This is a genomic window from Kineosporia mesophila (genome assembly GCF_021129235.1).
Taxonomy (GTDB): Bacteria; Actinomycetota; Actinomycetes; order Actinomycetales; family Kineosporiaceae; genus Kineosporia; species Kineosporia mesophila.
Map to the genome: position 1 here is coordinate 381,891 of NZ_JAJOMA010000002.1, position 15,486 is coordinate 397,376.

The 15,486-nt window shown below is 70.2% G+C and carries 16 protein-coding genes; 8 read left to right on the plus strand and 8 right to left on the minus strand.

What is annotated here, in order from left to right; all coding sequences use genetic code 11:
- Positions 1 to 8: 8 nt before the first annotated feature.
- Positions 9 to 2,093: a lectin gene (locus LR393_RS04785; protein ID WP_231481922.1), complete on the minus strand. Its 2,085-nt coding sequence runs from the start codon at positions 2,091 to 2,093 to the stop codon at positions 9 to 11.
- 116 nt (positions 2,094 to 2,209) lie between these two features.
- Positions 2,210 to 2,788 (minus strand): TetR/AcrR family transcriptional regulator C-terminal domain-containing protein, encoded by a 579-nt coding sequence (locus LR393_RS04790; protein ID WP_231481923.1) that lies wholly within the window; start codon positions 2,786 to 2,788, stop codon positions 2,210 to 2,212.
- A gap of 60 nt (positions 2,789 to 2,848) precedes the next feature.
- On the opposite strand from LR393_RS04790, the gene LR393_RS04795 reads away from it, so the two are divergent.
- On the plus strand, positions 2,849 to 4,060 hold the full coding sequence (locus LR393_RS04795) for a beta-ketoacyl-[acyl-carrier-protein] synthase family protein (protein WP_345718916.1): 1,212 nt from the start codon (positions 2,849 to 2,851) through the stop codon (positions 4,058 to 4,060).
- Between the two features lie 165 nt (positions 4,061 to 4,225).
- A complete protein-coding gene (locus LR393_RS04800; RefSeq protein WP_231481925.1) occupies positions 4,226 to 4,930 on the plus strand; it encodes a hypothetical protein in 705 nt (234 codons plus the stop codon).
- A gap of 8 nt (positions 4,931 to 4,938) precedes the next feature.
- Here LR393_RS04800 and LR393_RS04805 read toward each other — a convergent pair whose 3' ends face one another.
- Positions 4,939 to 5,970 carry an NAD(P)-dependent alcohol dehydrogenase gene (locus tag LR393_RS04805; protein ID WP_231481926.1) on the minus strand — a complete coding sequence of 344 codons (1,032 nt, stop codon included), beginning with the start codon at positions 5,968 to 5,970 and terminating at the stop codon, positions 4,939 to 4,941.
- Positions 5,971 to 6,075: 105 nt separating this feature from the next.
- On the opposite strand from LR393_RS04805, the gene LR393_RS04810 reads away from it, so the two are divergent.
- Complete coding sequence (locus LR393_RS04810) at positions 6,076 to 6,627, plus strand: TetR family transcriptional regulator (protein ID WP_231481927.1); 552 nt, start codon at positions 6,076 to 6,078, stop codon at positions 6,625 to 6,627.
- A gap of 145 nt (positions 6,628 to 6,772) precedes the next feature.
- Here the strand turns inward: LR393_RS04810 and LR393_RS04815 are convergent, their stop codons facing one another.
- Both LR393_RS04815 and LR393_RS04820 read right to left on the minus strand, forming a co-directional pair.
- Entirely contained in the window at positions 6,773 to 7,348 is a 576-nt protein-coding gene (locus tag LR393_RS04815) for a hypothetical protein (protein ID WP_231481928.1), read from the minus strand.
- A 261-nt stretch (positions 7,349 to 7,609) separates the two neighbouring features.
- Positions 7,610 to 9,223, minus strand: a complete 1,614-nt coding sequence (locus tag LR393_RS04820) for an FGGY-family carbohydrate kinase (protein WP_231481929.1) — start codon at positions 9,221 to 9,223, stop codon at positions 7,610 to 7,612.
- 268 nt (positions 9,224 to 9,491) lie between these two features.
- Here LR393_RS04820 and LR393_RS04825 point away from each other — a divergent pair, with 268 nt between their 5' ends.
- On the plus strand, positions 9,492 to 9,971 hold the full coding sequence (locus LR393_RS04825; protein ID WP_231481930.1) for a flavodoxin family protein: 480 nt from the start codon (positions 9,492 to 9,494) through the stop codon (positions 9,969 to 9,971).
- A 180-nt stretch (positions 9,972 to 10,151) separates the two neighbouring features.
- Here LR393_RS04825 and LR393_RS04830 read toward each other — a convergent pair whose 3' ends face one another.
- On the minus strand, positions 10,152 to 10,991 hold the full coding sequence (locus LR393_RS04830) for a M55 family metallopeptidase (RefSeq protein WP_231481931.1): 840 nt from the start codon (positions 10,989 to 10,991) through the stop codon (positions 10,152 to 10,154).
- Positions 10,992 to 11,048: 57 nt separating this feature from the next.
- Here LR393_RS04830 and LR393_RS04835 point away from each other — a divergent pair, with 57 nt between their 5' ends.
- The 3 genes from LR393_RS04835 to LR393_RS04845 all read left to right on the plus strand — a co-directional run bounded on the left by LR393_RS04835 (position 11,049) and on the right by LR393_RS04845 (position 13,215).
- Positions 11,049 to 11,684 (plus strand): isocitrate lyase/PEP mutase family protein, encoded by a 636-nt coding sequence (locus tag LR393_RS04835; protein ID WP_231481932.1) that lies wholly within the window; start codon positions 11,049 to 11,051, stop codon positions 11,682 to 11,684.
- A complete protein-coding gene (locus LR393_RS04840) occupies positions 11,600 to 11,971 on the plus strand; it encodes an NAD(P)-dependent oxidoreductase (RefSeq protein ID WP_231481933.1) in 372 nt (123 codons plus the stop codon). Before LR393_RS04835 ends, LR393_RS04840 begins: the two co-directional genes overlap by 85 nt.
- Positions 11,972 to 12,048: 77 nt before the next feature.
- Positions 12,049 to 13,215, plus strand: a complete 1,167-nt coding sequence (locus LR393_RS04845; protein WP_231481934.1) for an MFS transporter — start codon at positions 12,049 to 12,051, stop codon at positions 13,213 to 13,215.
- On the opposite strand, the gene LR393_RS04850 is transcribed toward LR393_RS04845, so the two are convergent.
- Both LR393_RS04850 and LR393_RS36180 read right to left on the minus strand, forming a co-directional pair.
- Complete coding sequence (locus LR393_RS04850) at positions 13,154 to 13,885, minus strand: alpha/beta fold hydrolase (RefSeq protein ID WP_231481935.1); 732 nt, start codon at positions 13,883 to 13,885, stop codon at positions 13,154 to 13,156. The two genes, LR393_RS04845 and LR393_RS04850, sit on opposite strands and share 62 nt — an antisense overlap.
- Positions 13,886 to 14,005: 120 nt before the next feature.
- Positions 14,006 to 14,602 (minus strand): TetR/AcrR family transcriptional regulator, encoded by a 597-nt coding sequence (locus tag LR393_RS36180; protein WP_231481936.1) that lies wholly within the window; start codon positions 14,600 to 14,602, stop codon positions 14,006 to 14,008.
- Between the two features lie 99 nt (positions 14,603 to 14,701).
- Here LR393_RS36180 and LR393_RS04860 point away from each other — a divergent pair, with 99 nt between their 5' ends.
- Positions 14,702 to 15,451, plus strand: coding sequence for an SDR family NAD(P)-dependent oxidoreductase (locus LR393_RS04860; RefSeq protein WP_231481937.1), 750 nt, complete (start codon positions 14,702 to 14,704; stop codon positions 15,449 to 15,451).
- Positions 15,452 to 15,486 lie beyond the last annotated feature (35 nt).

A 15,486-nucleotide genomic window follows, 5' to 3' on the forward strand; every position in this document is an offset into this window, starting at 1 on the left:
CAGCTCCGTCAGCTGCCCAGAGCGATGTGATAGATCCTCTCGTCACTGTTGTTCGCGATGCTGTCCTTGTCGCCGTTGTTGGTGGTGGTGAGCCAGATGCCACCGTCCGGCGCCGGTTCGACCGTGCGCAGCCGCCCGTAGGTGCCGTTGAAATAGATCTGTACGCCGGTCAGTTCGCTGCCGCTGATGACCTCGCGGTACAGGCGGGTGCCACGGGCGCAGGCCACGTACAGCACGTCGCGCACCACCGTGATCCCGGAGCACGACCCGTCGGCGGTGGAGTACGTGCGCTTCGGGGCGATGTACCCGGCCGTGCCGCAGGTGCCACTGGTGCCCTCGCAGGCCGGCCAGCCGTAGTTGCCGCCCTTGGTGATCAGGTTGGTCTCGTCCATGATCGAGTTACCGAACTCCTGCTCCCAGAGCCGCCCCTGGGAGTCGAAGGCCAGCCCCTGCGGGTTGCGGTGCCCGTAGCTCCAGACGTAGTTGCCGAACGGGTTGTCGCTGGGCACACTGCCGTCTTCGTTGAGGCGTAGGACCTTTCCGTTCAGGCTGGCCGTGTTCTGCGCGTTGTCGCCGTTCTGGGCGTCACCGGTGCTGGCGTAGAGCTTGCCGTCCGGGCCGAACCGCAGCCGCCCGCCGTCGTGGAACTTGTTACGCAGGATGCCGCTGAGCAGGACCTGCTCGGAACCGGTGTCGAGCTTGCCGTCGGTCAGTTTGATCCGGACGATCCGGTTGTCGGTCGGGGAGGTGTGCATGATGTAGAGCCAGTGGTCGGTGGCGTAGCTCGGTGAGACGGCCAGGCCCATCAGGCCGCCCTCGCCGTCGGTGCTCTCCACGTTCGGCACGGTACCCACCGTGGTCTTCGTGCCGGTGTTGGGGTCGAGCCGGACGATGTCGTGGGCGTCGCGGCGGTTGTAGAGGATCGTGCCGTCGGGCAGGGTGACCAGGCCCCACGGGATGTCGGTGTCGGTGGTCACCTGGGTGACCGCGCAGACCGGGTTGCTACAGGTCGCGCCGGTGGTGACCGAGACCGCGCCGCTGGGGTCCGAGACGTTCTGCTGCCCGTCGCGGGCCGTCACGGTGTAGCTGTACGTGGTGTTCGGGGCCAGCCCGCTGTCGATGAACGAGGTGGCCGGCGGAACCGTCCCGGTGCCGGTCACGGTGCCCGCCAGGGTGCCGCTGCGGTGGATGTCGTAGGCCCGCACCCCCTGGTTGTCCTTGGCCGCAGTCCATTTCAGCGTCACCGAGGTGCCGGAGGACGCACTGGTCAGCCCGGTCGGGACGGTCGGCTTTTCGGTGTCGACCTGGCAGGGCGGTGGGCTGATCGACACGGTGCTGCTGGCCTGGGACACGTTGCCGGCGGCGTCGCGGGCGTTGACGTACAGCCCCCAGGTGGTGCCGCCGACCACGGTCAGACTGGTGGACAGCGTCGTCCCGCCGACCGACGTCATCAGCTGACCGTCGTGGTAGATGTCGTAGAAGGCCACCGCGACGTTGTCGTTCGCCGCGGTCCAGGCGAACGTGACCGAGTCGCAGAGCAGATCGCTGACCCGGGCGTTGCCGGGCACGCTCGGTGGTTCGGTGTCAGCGGCACCCAGCGACGTCGTCCACTGCTGGTTCGCGCCGCCGTTACAGGTCCACAGATCGACCAGGGTGCTGTTGGCGACCGCGGCCCCGGCGACATCCAGGCAGAGTCCCGACTGCACGCCGGTGATCGAGCCGTCGGAGCGGATCTTCCACCGCTGGTTCGCGCCGCCGTTGCAGGTGTAGATCTGCACCTTCGCACCGGCCGTCGTGCTCTGCGCGGCGACGTCCAGGCACATCGGGGAGTCGTAGACCCGCAGCTCACCGGCATCGGTGAAGGTCCAGGCCTGGTTCGCTTTTCCCTGGCAGTCGTAGATGTTGACGCCGGTGCCGGAGGCCGTGGCCTCGCCGATGACGTCGAGGCACCGCCCGGAGGCCACGCCGGTGATGCTCGAACCGGTCACGGCGCGGGCCGGCAGGGCCACCACCGCCGACACCCCGGCCAGGGCCGCGAGCAGTGCGGCCAGCCCGATCAGGAAACTTTTTCGCCCACGCTGAAGGATTGTCAACGGGAACCTCTCTCGGGAGTGACGTTCGCGGTAGGCGTGTGACCGCCAGAACTGTTGCTCCGAAACGTCTCTCGACGTGAAGTCCCGTTTGTACCGGTTCGGACCTTAGGTGGGCGTCAGATCGGTGATATGGGCTCGTGCACGGTGAGGGCACTCGCCAGGTCCAGGTCGGTCGTCGTGCCGCTCACGCCCGCCCGGGACAGCAGAGTGGCCCCCAGGGCGGTACTCCAGAAGGTCCGGACCTCCAGTGCCAGAGCGCGTTCCGCACTCCAGCCCCGGGCCGTGGTGATCGCCTGGAGATACCGCTCGGACTGGCGGAACAGCAGCTGGAGGTGCGTGTCGACGACCTGCGACAGCTCCGGGCGGGCGATCGCCGCGGCCAGGGCCCGGGAGACCGCCGGCAGCGACGGCATGGCCAGCACCGCCCGGGCCGTGTTGCGGCGGAAGGCTTCCGCGTCGCCCGCCCGCCGGCCGACCTTCTCGACGCGCTTGGCGTCGTGCAGCAGGCCGAGGAAGGCCGCGTGCACCATCAGGGAGTCCTTCGACCCGAAGTGGTGCGTGATCTGGTTCGGGTAGACCCCCGCGGCCCTGGCGATCTCGGCCACGCTCAGGTCGGCCCCCCGCCGCTGGAGGCACAGCTCCGCGGTGACGGTCATGATCCGGTGACGCGTGGTCGTGCCTCTTCTCGCCGCCATGAGCTGAATTGTATGTGATACAACTCGGGCTTCAATTTGTATGACATACAAGGAGTGGGAATCGTGGCATCGCAGGTCGTGGTGACGGGTATCGGAGCGATCACCCCCTTGGGAGGAGACGCGGCCTCGACCTGGGAGGCGTTGCTGGCGGGGCGGTCGGGCATCGTGACCGGCCGTCTTGAGCACGTCGGGGACTTCACCGCGGGGCTGATGGCCGTCGACCCGGCCGATCTGCTGCCGGCGGTGAGGGCCAGAACGCTCGACCGGTCGCAGCAGGCCGCCCTGGTCGCGGCCCGGGAGGCCTGGCACGACGCCGGGGCCCCGGACGTCGACCCGCACCGGTTCGCCACCTGCGTCGGTACCGGGATCGGGGGGATGGCGAGCCTGCTGCGGGAAGACGACAAGCTCGAGAACGCTGGGGTGCGACGGGTTTCGCCCCGCACGGTGCCCCTGCTCATGCCCAACGCCGCATCGGCCGCGGTCAGTATCGAGTTCGGCGCGCGGGCGGGTGTCTACACGCCGGTCTCGGCCTGTGCCTCGGGGGCGGAGGCGCTGGCGCTGGGGGCCCGGCTGATCCGGGCCGGGGAGGTGGACATCGTCGTCGCCGGGGGCACCGACGCCGCCGTCGCGCCGATCACGGTGGCGGGATTCCGCCAGACCCGCGGTCTTTCGCAGTACGCCGGGGATCCGGCGGACGCGTCCCGGCCGTTCGCCGCCGATCGCGACGGTTTCGTGCTGGCCGAGGGGGCCGGCTGCGTGGTGCTGGAGAGCGCTGACCACGCGAGAGGACGAGGCGCCCGGATCCGGGGCGTGCTCGCCGGGGCGGGGGTCGCCTCGGACGCCCACCACATGACCGCCCCGGCCCCCGACGGCTCGGGTCAGGTCGCGGCGATGCGGAAGGCCCTGTCCCAGGCCGGGCTCGACCCCTCGGAGATCGGGCATGTCAACGCGCACGCCACCGGAACCCCGGTCGGGGACATCGCCGAGGCCCTGGCCATCCGCGAGGTCTTCGGGCGGGCCACCGTCACCGCGCCCAAGGCCGCGCTCGGGCACCTGTTCGGCGGGGCCGGGGCGGTCGAGGCGATCATCGCCCTGCTCAGCATCGAGCACGGCGTCCTCCCGCCCACCCGCAACCTGTCCGCAGCCGGCGTCGACCCCGAGATCGGCCTGGACGTGGTCACCCGGCGCCGCGAGATCGCCCAGCGGGCAGTGCTCAGCAACTCCTTCGGCTTCGGTGGGCAGAACGTGTCGCTGGTGCTGTCGGGGAATTGAGGACGAGGTACCCGGCGGTTCCTTTATGGTTACCGGTCGCGAACGGGAGAAAGGCCTGTGAAGGTGAGCAACCGCGTCCACCATCTGGGGTTCTGGCCGCTCTGATCGGTTGACTACCCAACGGTCTCGTTCCCTGGCGGTGGTCTCTCGGCCATGATCCGCCTCATGCGTCTTCGCCTGATCACGTCCCTCGCGCCCGCGGTTCTCGTGCTGTCGGCGATCGCGGCGTCGCCGGCGCAGGCCGATGCCGGTGACGTGACCGGGGGCCGGATCTCGGTGCCCAGCGTCGTGACGACGACCGCCAGGTGCACCAAAGTGCCTGTCTCCTGGGACCTGAGCGCCCTGCCGGCCGAATCGTCCTGGAAGCTCGCCCTGAAGTCCGACGTCGGCGGCAGCATTGCCGCGAGCGGTACCGGCCCGGGGAAGGGCAGCGACACGGTGCAGTGGTGCCAGGCCGACAAGCCCGGCACGTTCCACGTGACCGGCACGCTGCAGGTGAACGACGTGAACCAGGAACCGGTTGCCGCTGATGAGATCAACCTGACCTTCAAGACCCGGCGGATGACCACGAAGGCCACGATCACGATCGGGGACAGCACCCCGAAGGTCGAGCAGGGCACCAATGTGCGGGGCTGCGTCACCGTGGGCGCCAAGCGCCGGGCCGGGCGGGCCGTCGCGGTCGAGTACCGCTGGATCAAGAACAAGAAGTGGTCACGGATCGCCAACACCGCGACCGGCACCACCGGCTGCTACACCCAGGCGGTGGCCGCGACCGGCACCGGAACCTACTTGATCCGGGTGCGGGTGCCGGGCGACAGCATCTCGAAAACCGGCCTGTCGAAGGTTATCCGGATCAAGGTGCACTCCTGACCGGTGGTTTACCGGGCCATGTCCACGACGAACCGGAACGCGACGTCGCCCCGGTCAAGCCGCTCCAGTGCGGAGTTGATCTGTGACGGGGCCACCATCTCCACGTCGGCGGTGATCTGGTGGTCGACGCAGAACTGCAGCATCTCGCGGGTCTCGACGGTGCCACCGGCGCCCGACCCGGCGATCGAGCGGCGCATCGCCAGGGCGAACGGGGCCACGTCGAAGCTGCTGGGCAGGCCCAGCGAGCACAGGGTGCCGTTCATCTTCAGGGCCTGTACGAACGGCGTCATCGGGTAGGTCGCCGAGACGGTGTCCAGCAGGAAGTCGAAACGGTTGGCCTGGGCGGCCATCTGGGTCTCGGAGCGGGACATCACCACCTCGTGGGCGCCGAGGGCCAGCGCGGCGTCGGCCTTGGACTGCGAGGTGGTGAAGGCCACCACCTCGGCGCCCATCGCGCGGGCGAACTTGATGCCCAGATGCCCCAGCCCGCCGATCCCGATCACCCCGACGGTGGAGCCCGGCCCGATGTTCCAGTGGCGCAGTGGTGAGTACGTGGTGATGCCCGCGCACAGCAGGGGAGCGGCCGCGGCCGGGTCCAGCCCGTCCGGCACCCGGTGCACGAAACGTTCGTCGCAGACCACGGAATCGGCGAAACCGCCCCGCGTGGGAGAGCCGTCGACCCGGTCGGGCACACCGTAGGCGCCGGTGGCGCCCTCGAGGCAGTAGGTCTCCAGCCCGGCGAGGCAGGGTTCGCAGGTCCGGCAGGAGTCGACGACGGGGCCGACGGCCACGAGGTCACCGACTGCCAATGAGTGGACGCCGGAGCCCACCTGCGTCACCCGGCCCACCATCTCGTGTCCGGGGACCATCGGGAAGGACTGGCCCCAGGGGCCGATCATGTGGATGTCCGTGTGGCAGATCCCGCAGAACTGCACGTCGAACACCACGTCGTGCTCGCGGGGCGTGCGCTGTTCGTAGGTCCAGGGTTCGAGGGGAGCGCCGGAGGTGAGGGCGGCGTAGGCGTTGACGGTGCGGCTCATGGTTCTTCTTCCGTCTCTCGGCGAGCTATGTAACCAACTAGTTGTAAACCATAGGACGAGGCGACCCCGTTGGCAACCAACTAGTTACCTACTACTCTGGACGGCATGGTGAGGGATGCTGCGGGCACGAGGCGACGCATCCTCGACGCCGCCATTGCCGAGTTCTCCGCCTACGGCATCGCCGGCGCGCGGATCGACCGGGTGGCCGAGGCCTCCGGCAGCAACAAGGCGATGATCTACAAGTACTTCGGCAGCAAGAGCCAGCTGTTCGACGCCGTCTTCGACGCGATCGTGGTGCAGACCGTCGACGCCGTCCCCATCGACGGCGACGACCTGCCCGAGTACGTCGTGCGGCTGTGGGACCGGCACCGCGCCCACCCGGAGCCGCAGCGGGTGGGGCTGTGGGACGAACTCGAGCGCTCGTCCGAGGGGATGCGGGCCGAGGCGGTCGTCGAGGCCGCCCGGATCAAGGTCGCAGCTGTCGGCGATGCCCAGCGCCGGGGCGTGGTGAGCGCCGCCATCGCGCCCCAGGAACTCCTGGACCTGCTCCTGGCCCTGAGCCGCAGCGGCCTGGCCCCACCGGTCAGCGACGAGGAGGCCGACCGGTACCGGGACGCGCTGAGAGTGGCGGCCCGGAAGCTGATTCAGCCGGGCTGACATCTCCCGGCTCCCGCCCCGGGGTGCCGAACGGTGCAGGAATCGAGCACCGAGAACGAGCGTTGCGGGCCGGTGCCGAGGCACAACGAGAACGGCAGGCCCGGGGTGGGGCCTGCCGTCGTGTGTTCGTGCGTGCGGTTCGCCGTCAGGCGGTCGCGACGGACGCCTCGGGGGCGGCCGGGGCGATGACCCGGCGCGAGTGCAGGAACCCGAGGACCGACAGGACCACCAGGACGAGTGCACCGGCCAGCGAGACCCAGGCCGCGATGAAGGCGATGGTGGCCATGGTGTCGAAGGCGTAGGCGTTCAGCAGCAGGCCGCGGAGGGTCTCGCCCTTGAAGAGGGTGTTGACCTGGGCGGCCAGCGTCTCGTCGTCGGGGCTCGCCTGGGCCTTGGTGCTGACCTCGGAATAGGTCTGGCCGTCGGCGATCTTGCCCAGGTGGACCTTGATGTAGTGATCGGCGAAGACCTCGGCCTGGGCGCCGGTGGTCAGGTCCTGGCCGGCATACTGGCTGACCTCGGACTGGTCGGCCTTGGGCAGCGAGGTGATCGATTCGCTACCGGCTTCCGGGAAGGTGATCTTCTGCTCCACGAGCTGGTCGCGCACCTGTCCGTGCACGTAGCTGTGGGCGTAGAAGAGCAGCCCGGTCGCCACTAGCAGAACCGCGGCCAGAACAAGACCGATACCGGCAACCACCCGGTCAACGACGCTGCGGTTCATAGCTCCTCCAGAGCTGAGGCGACCCGGGTTCCCAGGAGGGGAAGCATGTCTGGCCGGGCCTTTCCATCACCGTGATGGTCTTACACCCGGGACCACACCCCCCAGGGGCGAAGGTCCTTTCTCAGGGCTGGTTCCCAGGAGGGCTGGTGAGGGCCGGCCGGTGTGCTTGCCGCGACGCGGCTGTCCTGGATCAGGTCCTGGTGTCAACCGAAAAGTGCCCTGCCCGCGGGAGAGCCGGGCAGGGCACTGATGCTCGGTGGGTCAGTGGACCGCGTTGATCGCGGCCCGCTCGACCTCGAGGCCGGTGTTCCAGCGCTCCAGGAACGTGGCGTAGTCCGCGATGCTCTCGGGGGTGGGGACGACGACCTGGGCCTCCGAGGCAGCGAAGACCACGTCGTTCAGCCAGGTTCCGAGGTTCTGGGCGGAGCCGTCGCGCACCGCGGCGGAGTACGCGGCCAGGAGGGCGATGCCCCAGGAGCCGCCCTCGCCCGCGCCCTCGCCGACGGCTACGGGGGAGCCGACGGCTGCGGCCAGGGCGTTCTGGGCGACGCCGCCGGTGCGGAACAGACCGCCGTGGGCGAACATCGTGTCGACGGTCGCGCCCTCGGCGGTGAGCACCCGCATGCCCAGGCTCAGGGTCGCGAAGACGCCGTAGAGCTGGGCGCGCCCGAAGCCGGCGAGGGTCAGCCGGGAGCCGGGGGTGCGCACGAACAGCGGGCGGCCCTCGTCCGTGCCGGCGATCGGTTCCCCGGAGAGCAGGTTGTAGGCGAGCAGGCCGTCGGCGTCGGTGTCCGCGTCGAGGGCCTGGCCCAGCACGGCCTGGAACACCGCGTCCGGGTCGGGTGTGTGGCCCAGGGCGGCGGCGAACTCGGTGAACAGCGACACCCAGGCGCCCAGCTCGCTGGACCCGTTGTTGCAGTGCACCATCGCGACCGGGCGGGCATCGGGGGTGGTGACCAGGTCGATCTCGTGGTGCGCGTTCTGCAGCGGCTTCTCGAGCACGATCATCGCGAAGATGCTGGTGCCGGCGCTGACGTTGCCGGTGCGCGGGCGCACCGAGTTGGTCGCGACCATGCCGGTGCCGGCGTCGCCCTCCGGCGGGCCCAGCAGGATCCCCGGCTGCAGCGTGCCGCTGGGGTCGAGCAGCGCCGCGCCCTCCGGGGTCAGGGTTCCGGCGTCCGCCCCGGCCGACAGCACGGTCGGCAGCAGCTCGGCCAGGTGGCCGGTGTGGCCGTGGGCGGCGGCCAGCTCGTCGAAACGCTCCAGCAGGGCGGCGTCGTAACCGCCGGCCGCGGAGTCGATCGGGAACATGCCGGACGCGTCGCCCACGCCGAGCACGTGCTGACCGGTCAGGAGCCGGTGGACGTAGCCGGCGAGCGTCGTGAGCGACCGGGTCTGCGACACGTGGGCCTCGTGGTCGAGCACGGCCTGGTAGAAGTGCGCCACCGACCAGCGCAGCGGGATGTTCAGCCCGAACGCCCCGGAGAGCACCTCGGCGGCCGGGCCGGTGTTGGTGTTGCGCCAGGTGCGGAACGGCACCAGCAGCTCGTCGTTCTCCCCGAACGCGAGGTAGCCGTGCATCATCGCCGAGACGCCGATGGCGCCGTAGGTCGTCGGCCGCACCTCGTACCGCGTCACGACCGCGGAGAGCAGATCCGCGTAGGCGGCCTGCAGGCCCTCGTGAACGGCCTCCAGCGCATACGTCCACAGCCCGTCGACGAGCTGGTTCTCCCAGGTGGACGAGCCGGTGGCCAGGGTGACGCCCGCGTCGTCGATCAGGCTGGCCTTGATCCGGGTCGAACCGAACTCGATGCCCAGCGCTGTGCGTCCCGCGACGATGGACTCTTGCGCCGCCGCTGTCTTACGGGTGGTCATGGGGGTCGTACTCCGTCCTTGGAGGGTGCAGGTCACACGGGTGCTCGTGGGACTCCAGCAGAGACGGTACCCACCTGTCGACCGGTCCTGGCCCCCGCGAGCGGGTGAACCGTCAGGAGCCAGACTCAATCCGGACATCGGGAGCCAAAGCCGGTGGGTGGGCGCAGGACGAACCGCAGCCGGAGCCGGGACCTTGGTACCTGCCCGACGTGTCCGGACAGGACGAGGGTGGGAGCCGGAACAGTGCCCGCGACCCTGGGGAGCCACGTTGAACGTCCTGATCGTCATCGAGACCTGCTTCGGCAACACCCAGCGGTTCGGTGAGGCCATCGGCACCGGCCTGACCGGGCGTGGGGCCACCGTCACGGTGACCCCGGCGGCCGAGGCCGGTCCTGGCGCCCTCGACGGTGTCGACCTGCTGATCGTCGGCGCGCCCACCCACAGCCGGGGCCTGCCCGGGCCGGCGACGCGGCGGATGGCGGTGACCCAGGGCGCGGACCCGGCCCCGACCGGCGTGGCCGAATGGCTCGACGCGATGCCCGAGTACCACGGCCGGGCCGCGGCCTTCGACAGCGTGACCGGGACCGGCTTCCTCAACGGCTCGGCCGCGAAGAAGATCGTCAAGCGCCTGCAGCGCAACCTGGTCCAGGTGTCCGCCAGCGACAGCTTCCTGGTCGGGGCCGCCGAGGGCCCACCGGCCGCCGGGGAACTGGAGCGGGCCGAGAAGTTCGGCGCCTCACTCGCCTGAGACCCGTCCCGACTCCGGATCGCGCGCTGTTCCCCTGGCCCTCTGCGCCCAACGAGTCCCGACCGTTGTGTACACCTGGTACATCCGGTTCCGGATGTACCAGGTGTACACAACACGCGCCAGCCGTTCCGGGGCTCCGGGATGCGCCGGCCCCGGCGGTCGTCACGGGATCAGCCCGGATCAGCCGACGTCGATCTGCCCCAGCGCCGTGACCAGCTCGATCACCCGGTAGGCCTCGGCCGTGTCCCGGGCCGTGAAGGCGATGGTGCGGGCTCCGTCCCGCCTCACCACACCCGGGATCAGCGAGGCCAGGTCGACCACGTGCGGGCGGTACAGGTCCATCTCCAGTTCGACCGGGCCCTCGGCGACGACCGGGTGCACCTGGTCGATCCGGCGCACGGCCGTGGCCGCTGCCTCCCGGATCTGCTCACGGGCCAGTTCCGGGTGCCGGGTGCGGGCCGAGGCCTGCCCGAACGCCTCCTTCACCGCGACGGTCACGGCCCCCGGCACCAGCTCGGTCAGCTCTTCGCAGGCCAGGGCGTCGCCGCTGAGGAACACCACCGGCGCCCCGTGATGCCCGGCCAGGAAGGCGTTCGCGCCGATCTCGCCCACCGGCTGCCCGTTCAGCCGGACGTCCAGCAGCATCGGGCTCATCGTGTGGGCCAGCACCGCCGGTCCGCTACCGGCCCGGCCGTGGTACCCGACGAACATCACCGCGTCCGTCGTCCCGTCCAGGCCCGCCATCATGCCTCCAGGACGAGGTCGTCCCCGGACCAGCGACACTCTCCGGTCGAGGGTGTCGGGGAGGATGTTGCGGAAGGTGCCGTGCGCATCGGCGACCGTGACCGCCGCGGCGGGCACGACGTCCATAATTCCCGCGATCACCGCATTGACCTCGGCCGTCATGAGAACCCGGCCCCGCTCGTAGTCGAGGGCTCCTGGCTGGGTCTCGGCCGGGTGCACGATCCCCGAAATGCCCTCCATGTCGGCTGAGACAAGTATGCGCAGCGATGTGGTCATGGCTCGACCGTAACGATTCGCGGCCGGCCGAACCATTGCCGTGGGAAGGTCGGCGTCATGGGGAATCACGACCAGCAGGCCCTGGGCGAGACCTTCGCGCAGCTTCACGACGGCCCGGGTGCCCTCGTCATGCCCAATCCCTGGGACGCCGGCCGTGCTCGCCTGCTCGAGCAGCTGGGGTTCCGGGCCCTCGCCACGACCAGCGGGGGCCTGGCTCTCTCCCAAGGTGTTCCGGACGGGCAAGGTCATCTGAAACGCGTTCAGGTGCTGGAGAACCTGGCCTCGATCGTCACCGCCACCTCGCTGCCGGTCACGGCCGACCTGGAGAGCGGTTACGATGACAGCCCGGAGAGCGTGGCCGAAATGGTGCGGCTCGCAGCCGCGGTCGGGGCCGTCAGGTGCTCGATCGAAGACACGACGGGCCGGCCGGACGACCCGATCCGCCTTCTGCCCGAAGCCCTCGAACGGGCCGAGGCGGCCGTGGCCGCAGCCCGTGACCTGCCGTTCCTCTTCACCCTGACCCTGCGGGCCGACAACTTCTTCGCCGGGCGCCCCGATCTCGACGATACGATCACCCGTCTGAAGGCTTTGGGAAGATCGGGGCAGATATGGTGTACGCGCCGGGGCTCGCGGATTTCCGGGCGGTCATTGTCACCCTGCACGTCCCGCTCGACGAATCGACCCGGAACCTGATCGACGAGCAGGTCCTGGCCGCGATGAAACCTGGCTCGGTGCTGGTGAACACGGCCCGGGGAGGGCTGGTGGACGAGAAGGCCCTGGACCGGGCGCTGCGTGATTCCCGCGCTCCGGTCTCCGTTGCCGCGGTGGACGTGTTCCGCACCGAAGGCGCGGAGCGCGAGTCGCCGCTGATCGGCAACCCCTACTGTATCCTCTCCCCGCACGTCGCCGGGATGACCTGGTCGGCGATGCGGCAGGCCGTGTTTGACCTCTGCGCCCGGATCACCGAGGCTCCCGGGTAATTCTGCCGATGGCAGATGCTGTCTTCCGAGAGCCGAAAAGGCCGGTGGGGACGCTGGGGAGCGGCACGATGACTGCCATGTACCGGTCTGTCCTGACCCACCCGACCCTGCGGAAAATCTTGCCCGGTCTGACATTTTCCTACCTGGGCGACGGGATCTCGGCGGTCGCGGTGGTGTTGCTGGCGCAGGAGCTCACCGGCAGGGTCGCGCTGGTGGGATTGGCCGTGACGGTCTCGTCGCTGCCCGGTGCGGTGGGGGCCCTGCTGCTCGGGCGGCAGATGTCGCGGTTCAGCGGTGCGGATCTGGCCCGCTGGGACGCGACCTGGCGGTTCGTCACCCTCGGCTCCGTCCCGATTGCCTACGCCGCCGGGATTCTCGGGATCTGGCTGTACATCGCGTTGCTGGCGGCCTCGTCCGTTCTGCACACCTGGGGATCGGCCGGGCGCTACACGATGATCGCCGAGATGCTGCCGCAGAAGCATCATCTGGCCGGGAACTCGGTGCTGTCGGTGCTGGGGGAGATCGGCACGATCGGTGGGCCACCGGTGGCGGCGCTGATCGTGGTGTTCTGGAACCCGGCCGGGGCCCTGGCCGTCGACGCCCTGTCGTTCGGGGTGCTGGCGCTGGCCCTGCGGACGGTCCGCTCCGGCCGCAGACCCGTCCGGCCGGAGAGCCGGACGGCCGGCCTCGCTCTGATGCGGGACAACCCGGTTCTGCTCGGCCTGATCACGCTGAGCGCGCTGTTCTTCTTCCTGTTCGGGCCGGTGTATGTGGCCCTGCCGGTCCGGCTGGACGAGGCCACCGCGCTGGCGGCCTTCTACTCGGCCTTCGGCGTCGGTGCGGTGCTGGGCGGCCTCGTCACGCCGTACCTGAGGAGCCTCTGGCCGACCGTGCTCGGCAGCGTGGCGGTCGTCGGCCTGTGCCTGCTCCCGCTCGGCCTCGATGCTCCGACCCCGTTGCCCATCATCGGTTTTGCGCTGATCGGAGTCAGCTGGGCTCCCTACCAGGCCACCTCCGTCGCGCTCTACCAGCGCATCGCCCCACCGGAAGGACTGGCCCAGGTGCTGGGGGTGCACAGTGCCGTGGCCCTATTGGCCGTCCCGGCCGGGGTGGCCGCCGGTGGGCTGCTCGTGGACCCGTGGGGTGCGCAGACCGTGCTCCTGGTTTGCGCGGTGGGCCTGATCACTCTGCCGGCGGTGGCGGCGTTCGGTCGAGTCCGGACGAAGAGAGCCAGCGCTGAATAGTTTTCGCGACGGTGTCGGGGGCGTCCAGGTGCACCGCGTGCCCGGCGCCCGACACCATGGCCAGCTCCACGTCAGCCCCCAGGGAGGTGAGGCGCTGGCGGTCCGGTGGTCGCGTCACCGCGTCGTCCGCACCGTAGATCACGAGTGTGGGGACGCTGATGCTCACCGACGGTGAGACGGGCAGGTCCGCGGCGGCCCGGCGGGCGGGCAGGGCCAGGCGCGCCAGGTCGGCCGCCACGAGGGACCGCGCGGTCGGGCTGGTGGCGTACAGCTCCACGAGGCTCGCGTCGGCGTCGGCCCGGCCGGTGAGGATCCCGGCGGCCAGCGACTGGTACTCCCGGGAGAACTCCTCCTGACCAGGCACGCCGCCCAGCAGTACGCACCCGGCAAGGCCCCGGGTGCCGGAGGCCGCCAGGCGGTGGGCGAGGGCGGCCACGCCCATCGAGAACGCGATCACCAGGACCGGCTCCGCGGCGTCACCGATCGCGCGTTCCAGGCCGTCCACCCACATCCGCGGGTCGGCCGGGTCTTCACTCTCCGGGATCGCCCGGCTTCCGTGACCGGGCAGTTCCACGGCCGCGGCGGTGGGGGCGGGCTCGCCCCAGATGGCGAGGAGCGGTCCCCATGAGGCCGCGGTCAGGCCGTATCCGCTGACGAGGATCATTTCCATCCGCCGACCGTATCCGGCCTCCGGCGCCGTTCATTCGATCGGGGCCAGGCTTAACGGTCTGCTGCGCAACGGTTATCGTGCGCCTGGACACAAGGTCTGCCCGATGGGGCAGTGGGAGGGCTACCGGGGCGGGCGTGGAAGACCGTCCAGAGCCGTCTGCGTGATCTCTCGCAGGGTGCTCTCGTCGGTGCCGGCCTTGCCCAGGGCCTCGATGCCGCGGTGCACGGTCAGGAGCAGGGCGGCGAGTTGCTGCGCGCCGGCGGCCGGGTCGACGTCGCCGTTGCGCTGACAGGCCTCGAGGTCGGCGGCCAGGATCTGCTGGACGCTCTCGAACGTCTTCAGTGAGCGCGCCGCGACCACCTCGTCGTGCTGGGTCAGCTCGGCCGTGGTCTTGGCCAGCAGGCAACCGCGACGGCTGGGCTCGGCGCAGGCGCTCGCGTGGTTCATCAGATAACCGGTGAGCCGCTCGAAGGCCCGCGCGTCGTCCTCGCCGCTCAGCTGGCGGGTCGCCGACCCGATCGTGGCGGTGCAGTGGTCGTCGAACACCCGGTGGAAGAGTTCCCGCTTGCCGCCGAACGCGCCGTACAGGCTGCCCTTGCCCAGACCGGTGGCCGCCGCGATCGCATCCATGCTGGTCCCGGCGAAACCGGTCGCCCAGAACTGGTCGCGCGCGGCGTCGAGCACGCGCTCCTCGTCGAACTCTCTCGGTCTCACCACTCCCGCATCCTAAGCGTTCTTGACTACATCGTCCATAAGCTCATATGTTGTGGACGCTTCATTCCAGAACGATTCCGGCGACGATGAGTGGGTAGCGCGATGAGTGGACTTCTTGACGGCAAGGTGGCTGTGGTCACCGGCGGGACCAGCGGGATCGGTCTGGCCATCGCCCGGCGGTTCGTGACCGAGGGCGCGCAGGTCTTCGTCACCGGCCGCCGTCAGGCCCGGATCGACGCGGCCGTCGCGGAGCTCGGGCCGCAGGCGGTCGGGGTGCGGTGCGATGTCGGGAACCTGGCTGAGCTCGATGCCCTCTACGAGCTCGTCACGCGGCGGGCGGGCCGGATCGACGTGCTGGTGGCCAACGCGGGCGGCGCGGAGCCGGCCGTGCTCGGGGACATCACGCAGGAGCAGTTCGACAGCATGTTCGCCACGAACGTGAAGGGCGTCGTGTTCGGGGTGCAGAAGGCGATGCCGCTGCTGTCGCCGGGGGCCTCGGTGATCATCATCGGGTCGACCACCTCCGCGCGGCCCGATCGGGGCATGGAGGTCTACGGCGCGACCAAGGCAGCGGTGCGGAACTTCGCCCGCAGCTGGACGCTCAACGCGCGGGAGAACGGCTTCCGGGTCAATGTGCTGAGCCCGGGCCCGACCCGCACGCCCGGCCTGCTCGGCGTCGCGGCCGAGGGGGAGCAGGAGGCCTTCGTCAAGATGTTCGAGAACGTGGTGCCGGCCGGACGGCTCGGTGAACCGGACGAGATCGCGTCGGCGGCGCTGCTCCTGGCCTCGGACACCGCCGCGTTCGTCAACGGTGCCGAGTGGTTCATCGACGGCGGGTACACGAGCGTCTGACGAGCACGAACGGGCGGCGACGTCTGCCGAGTTGC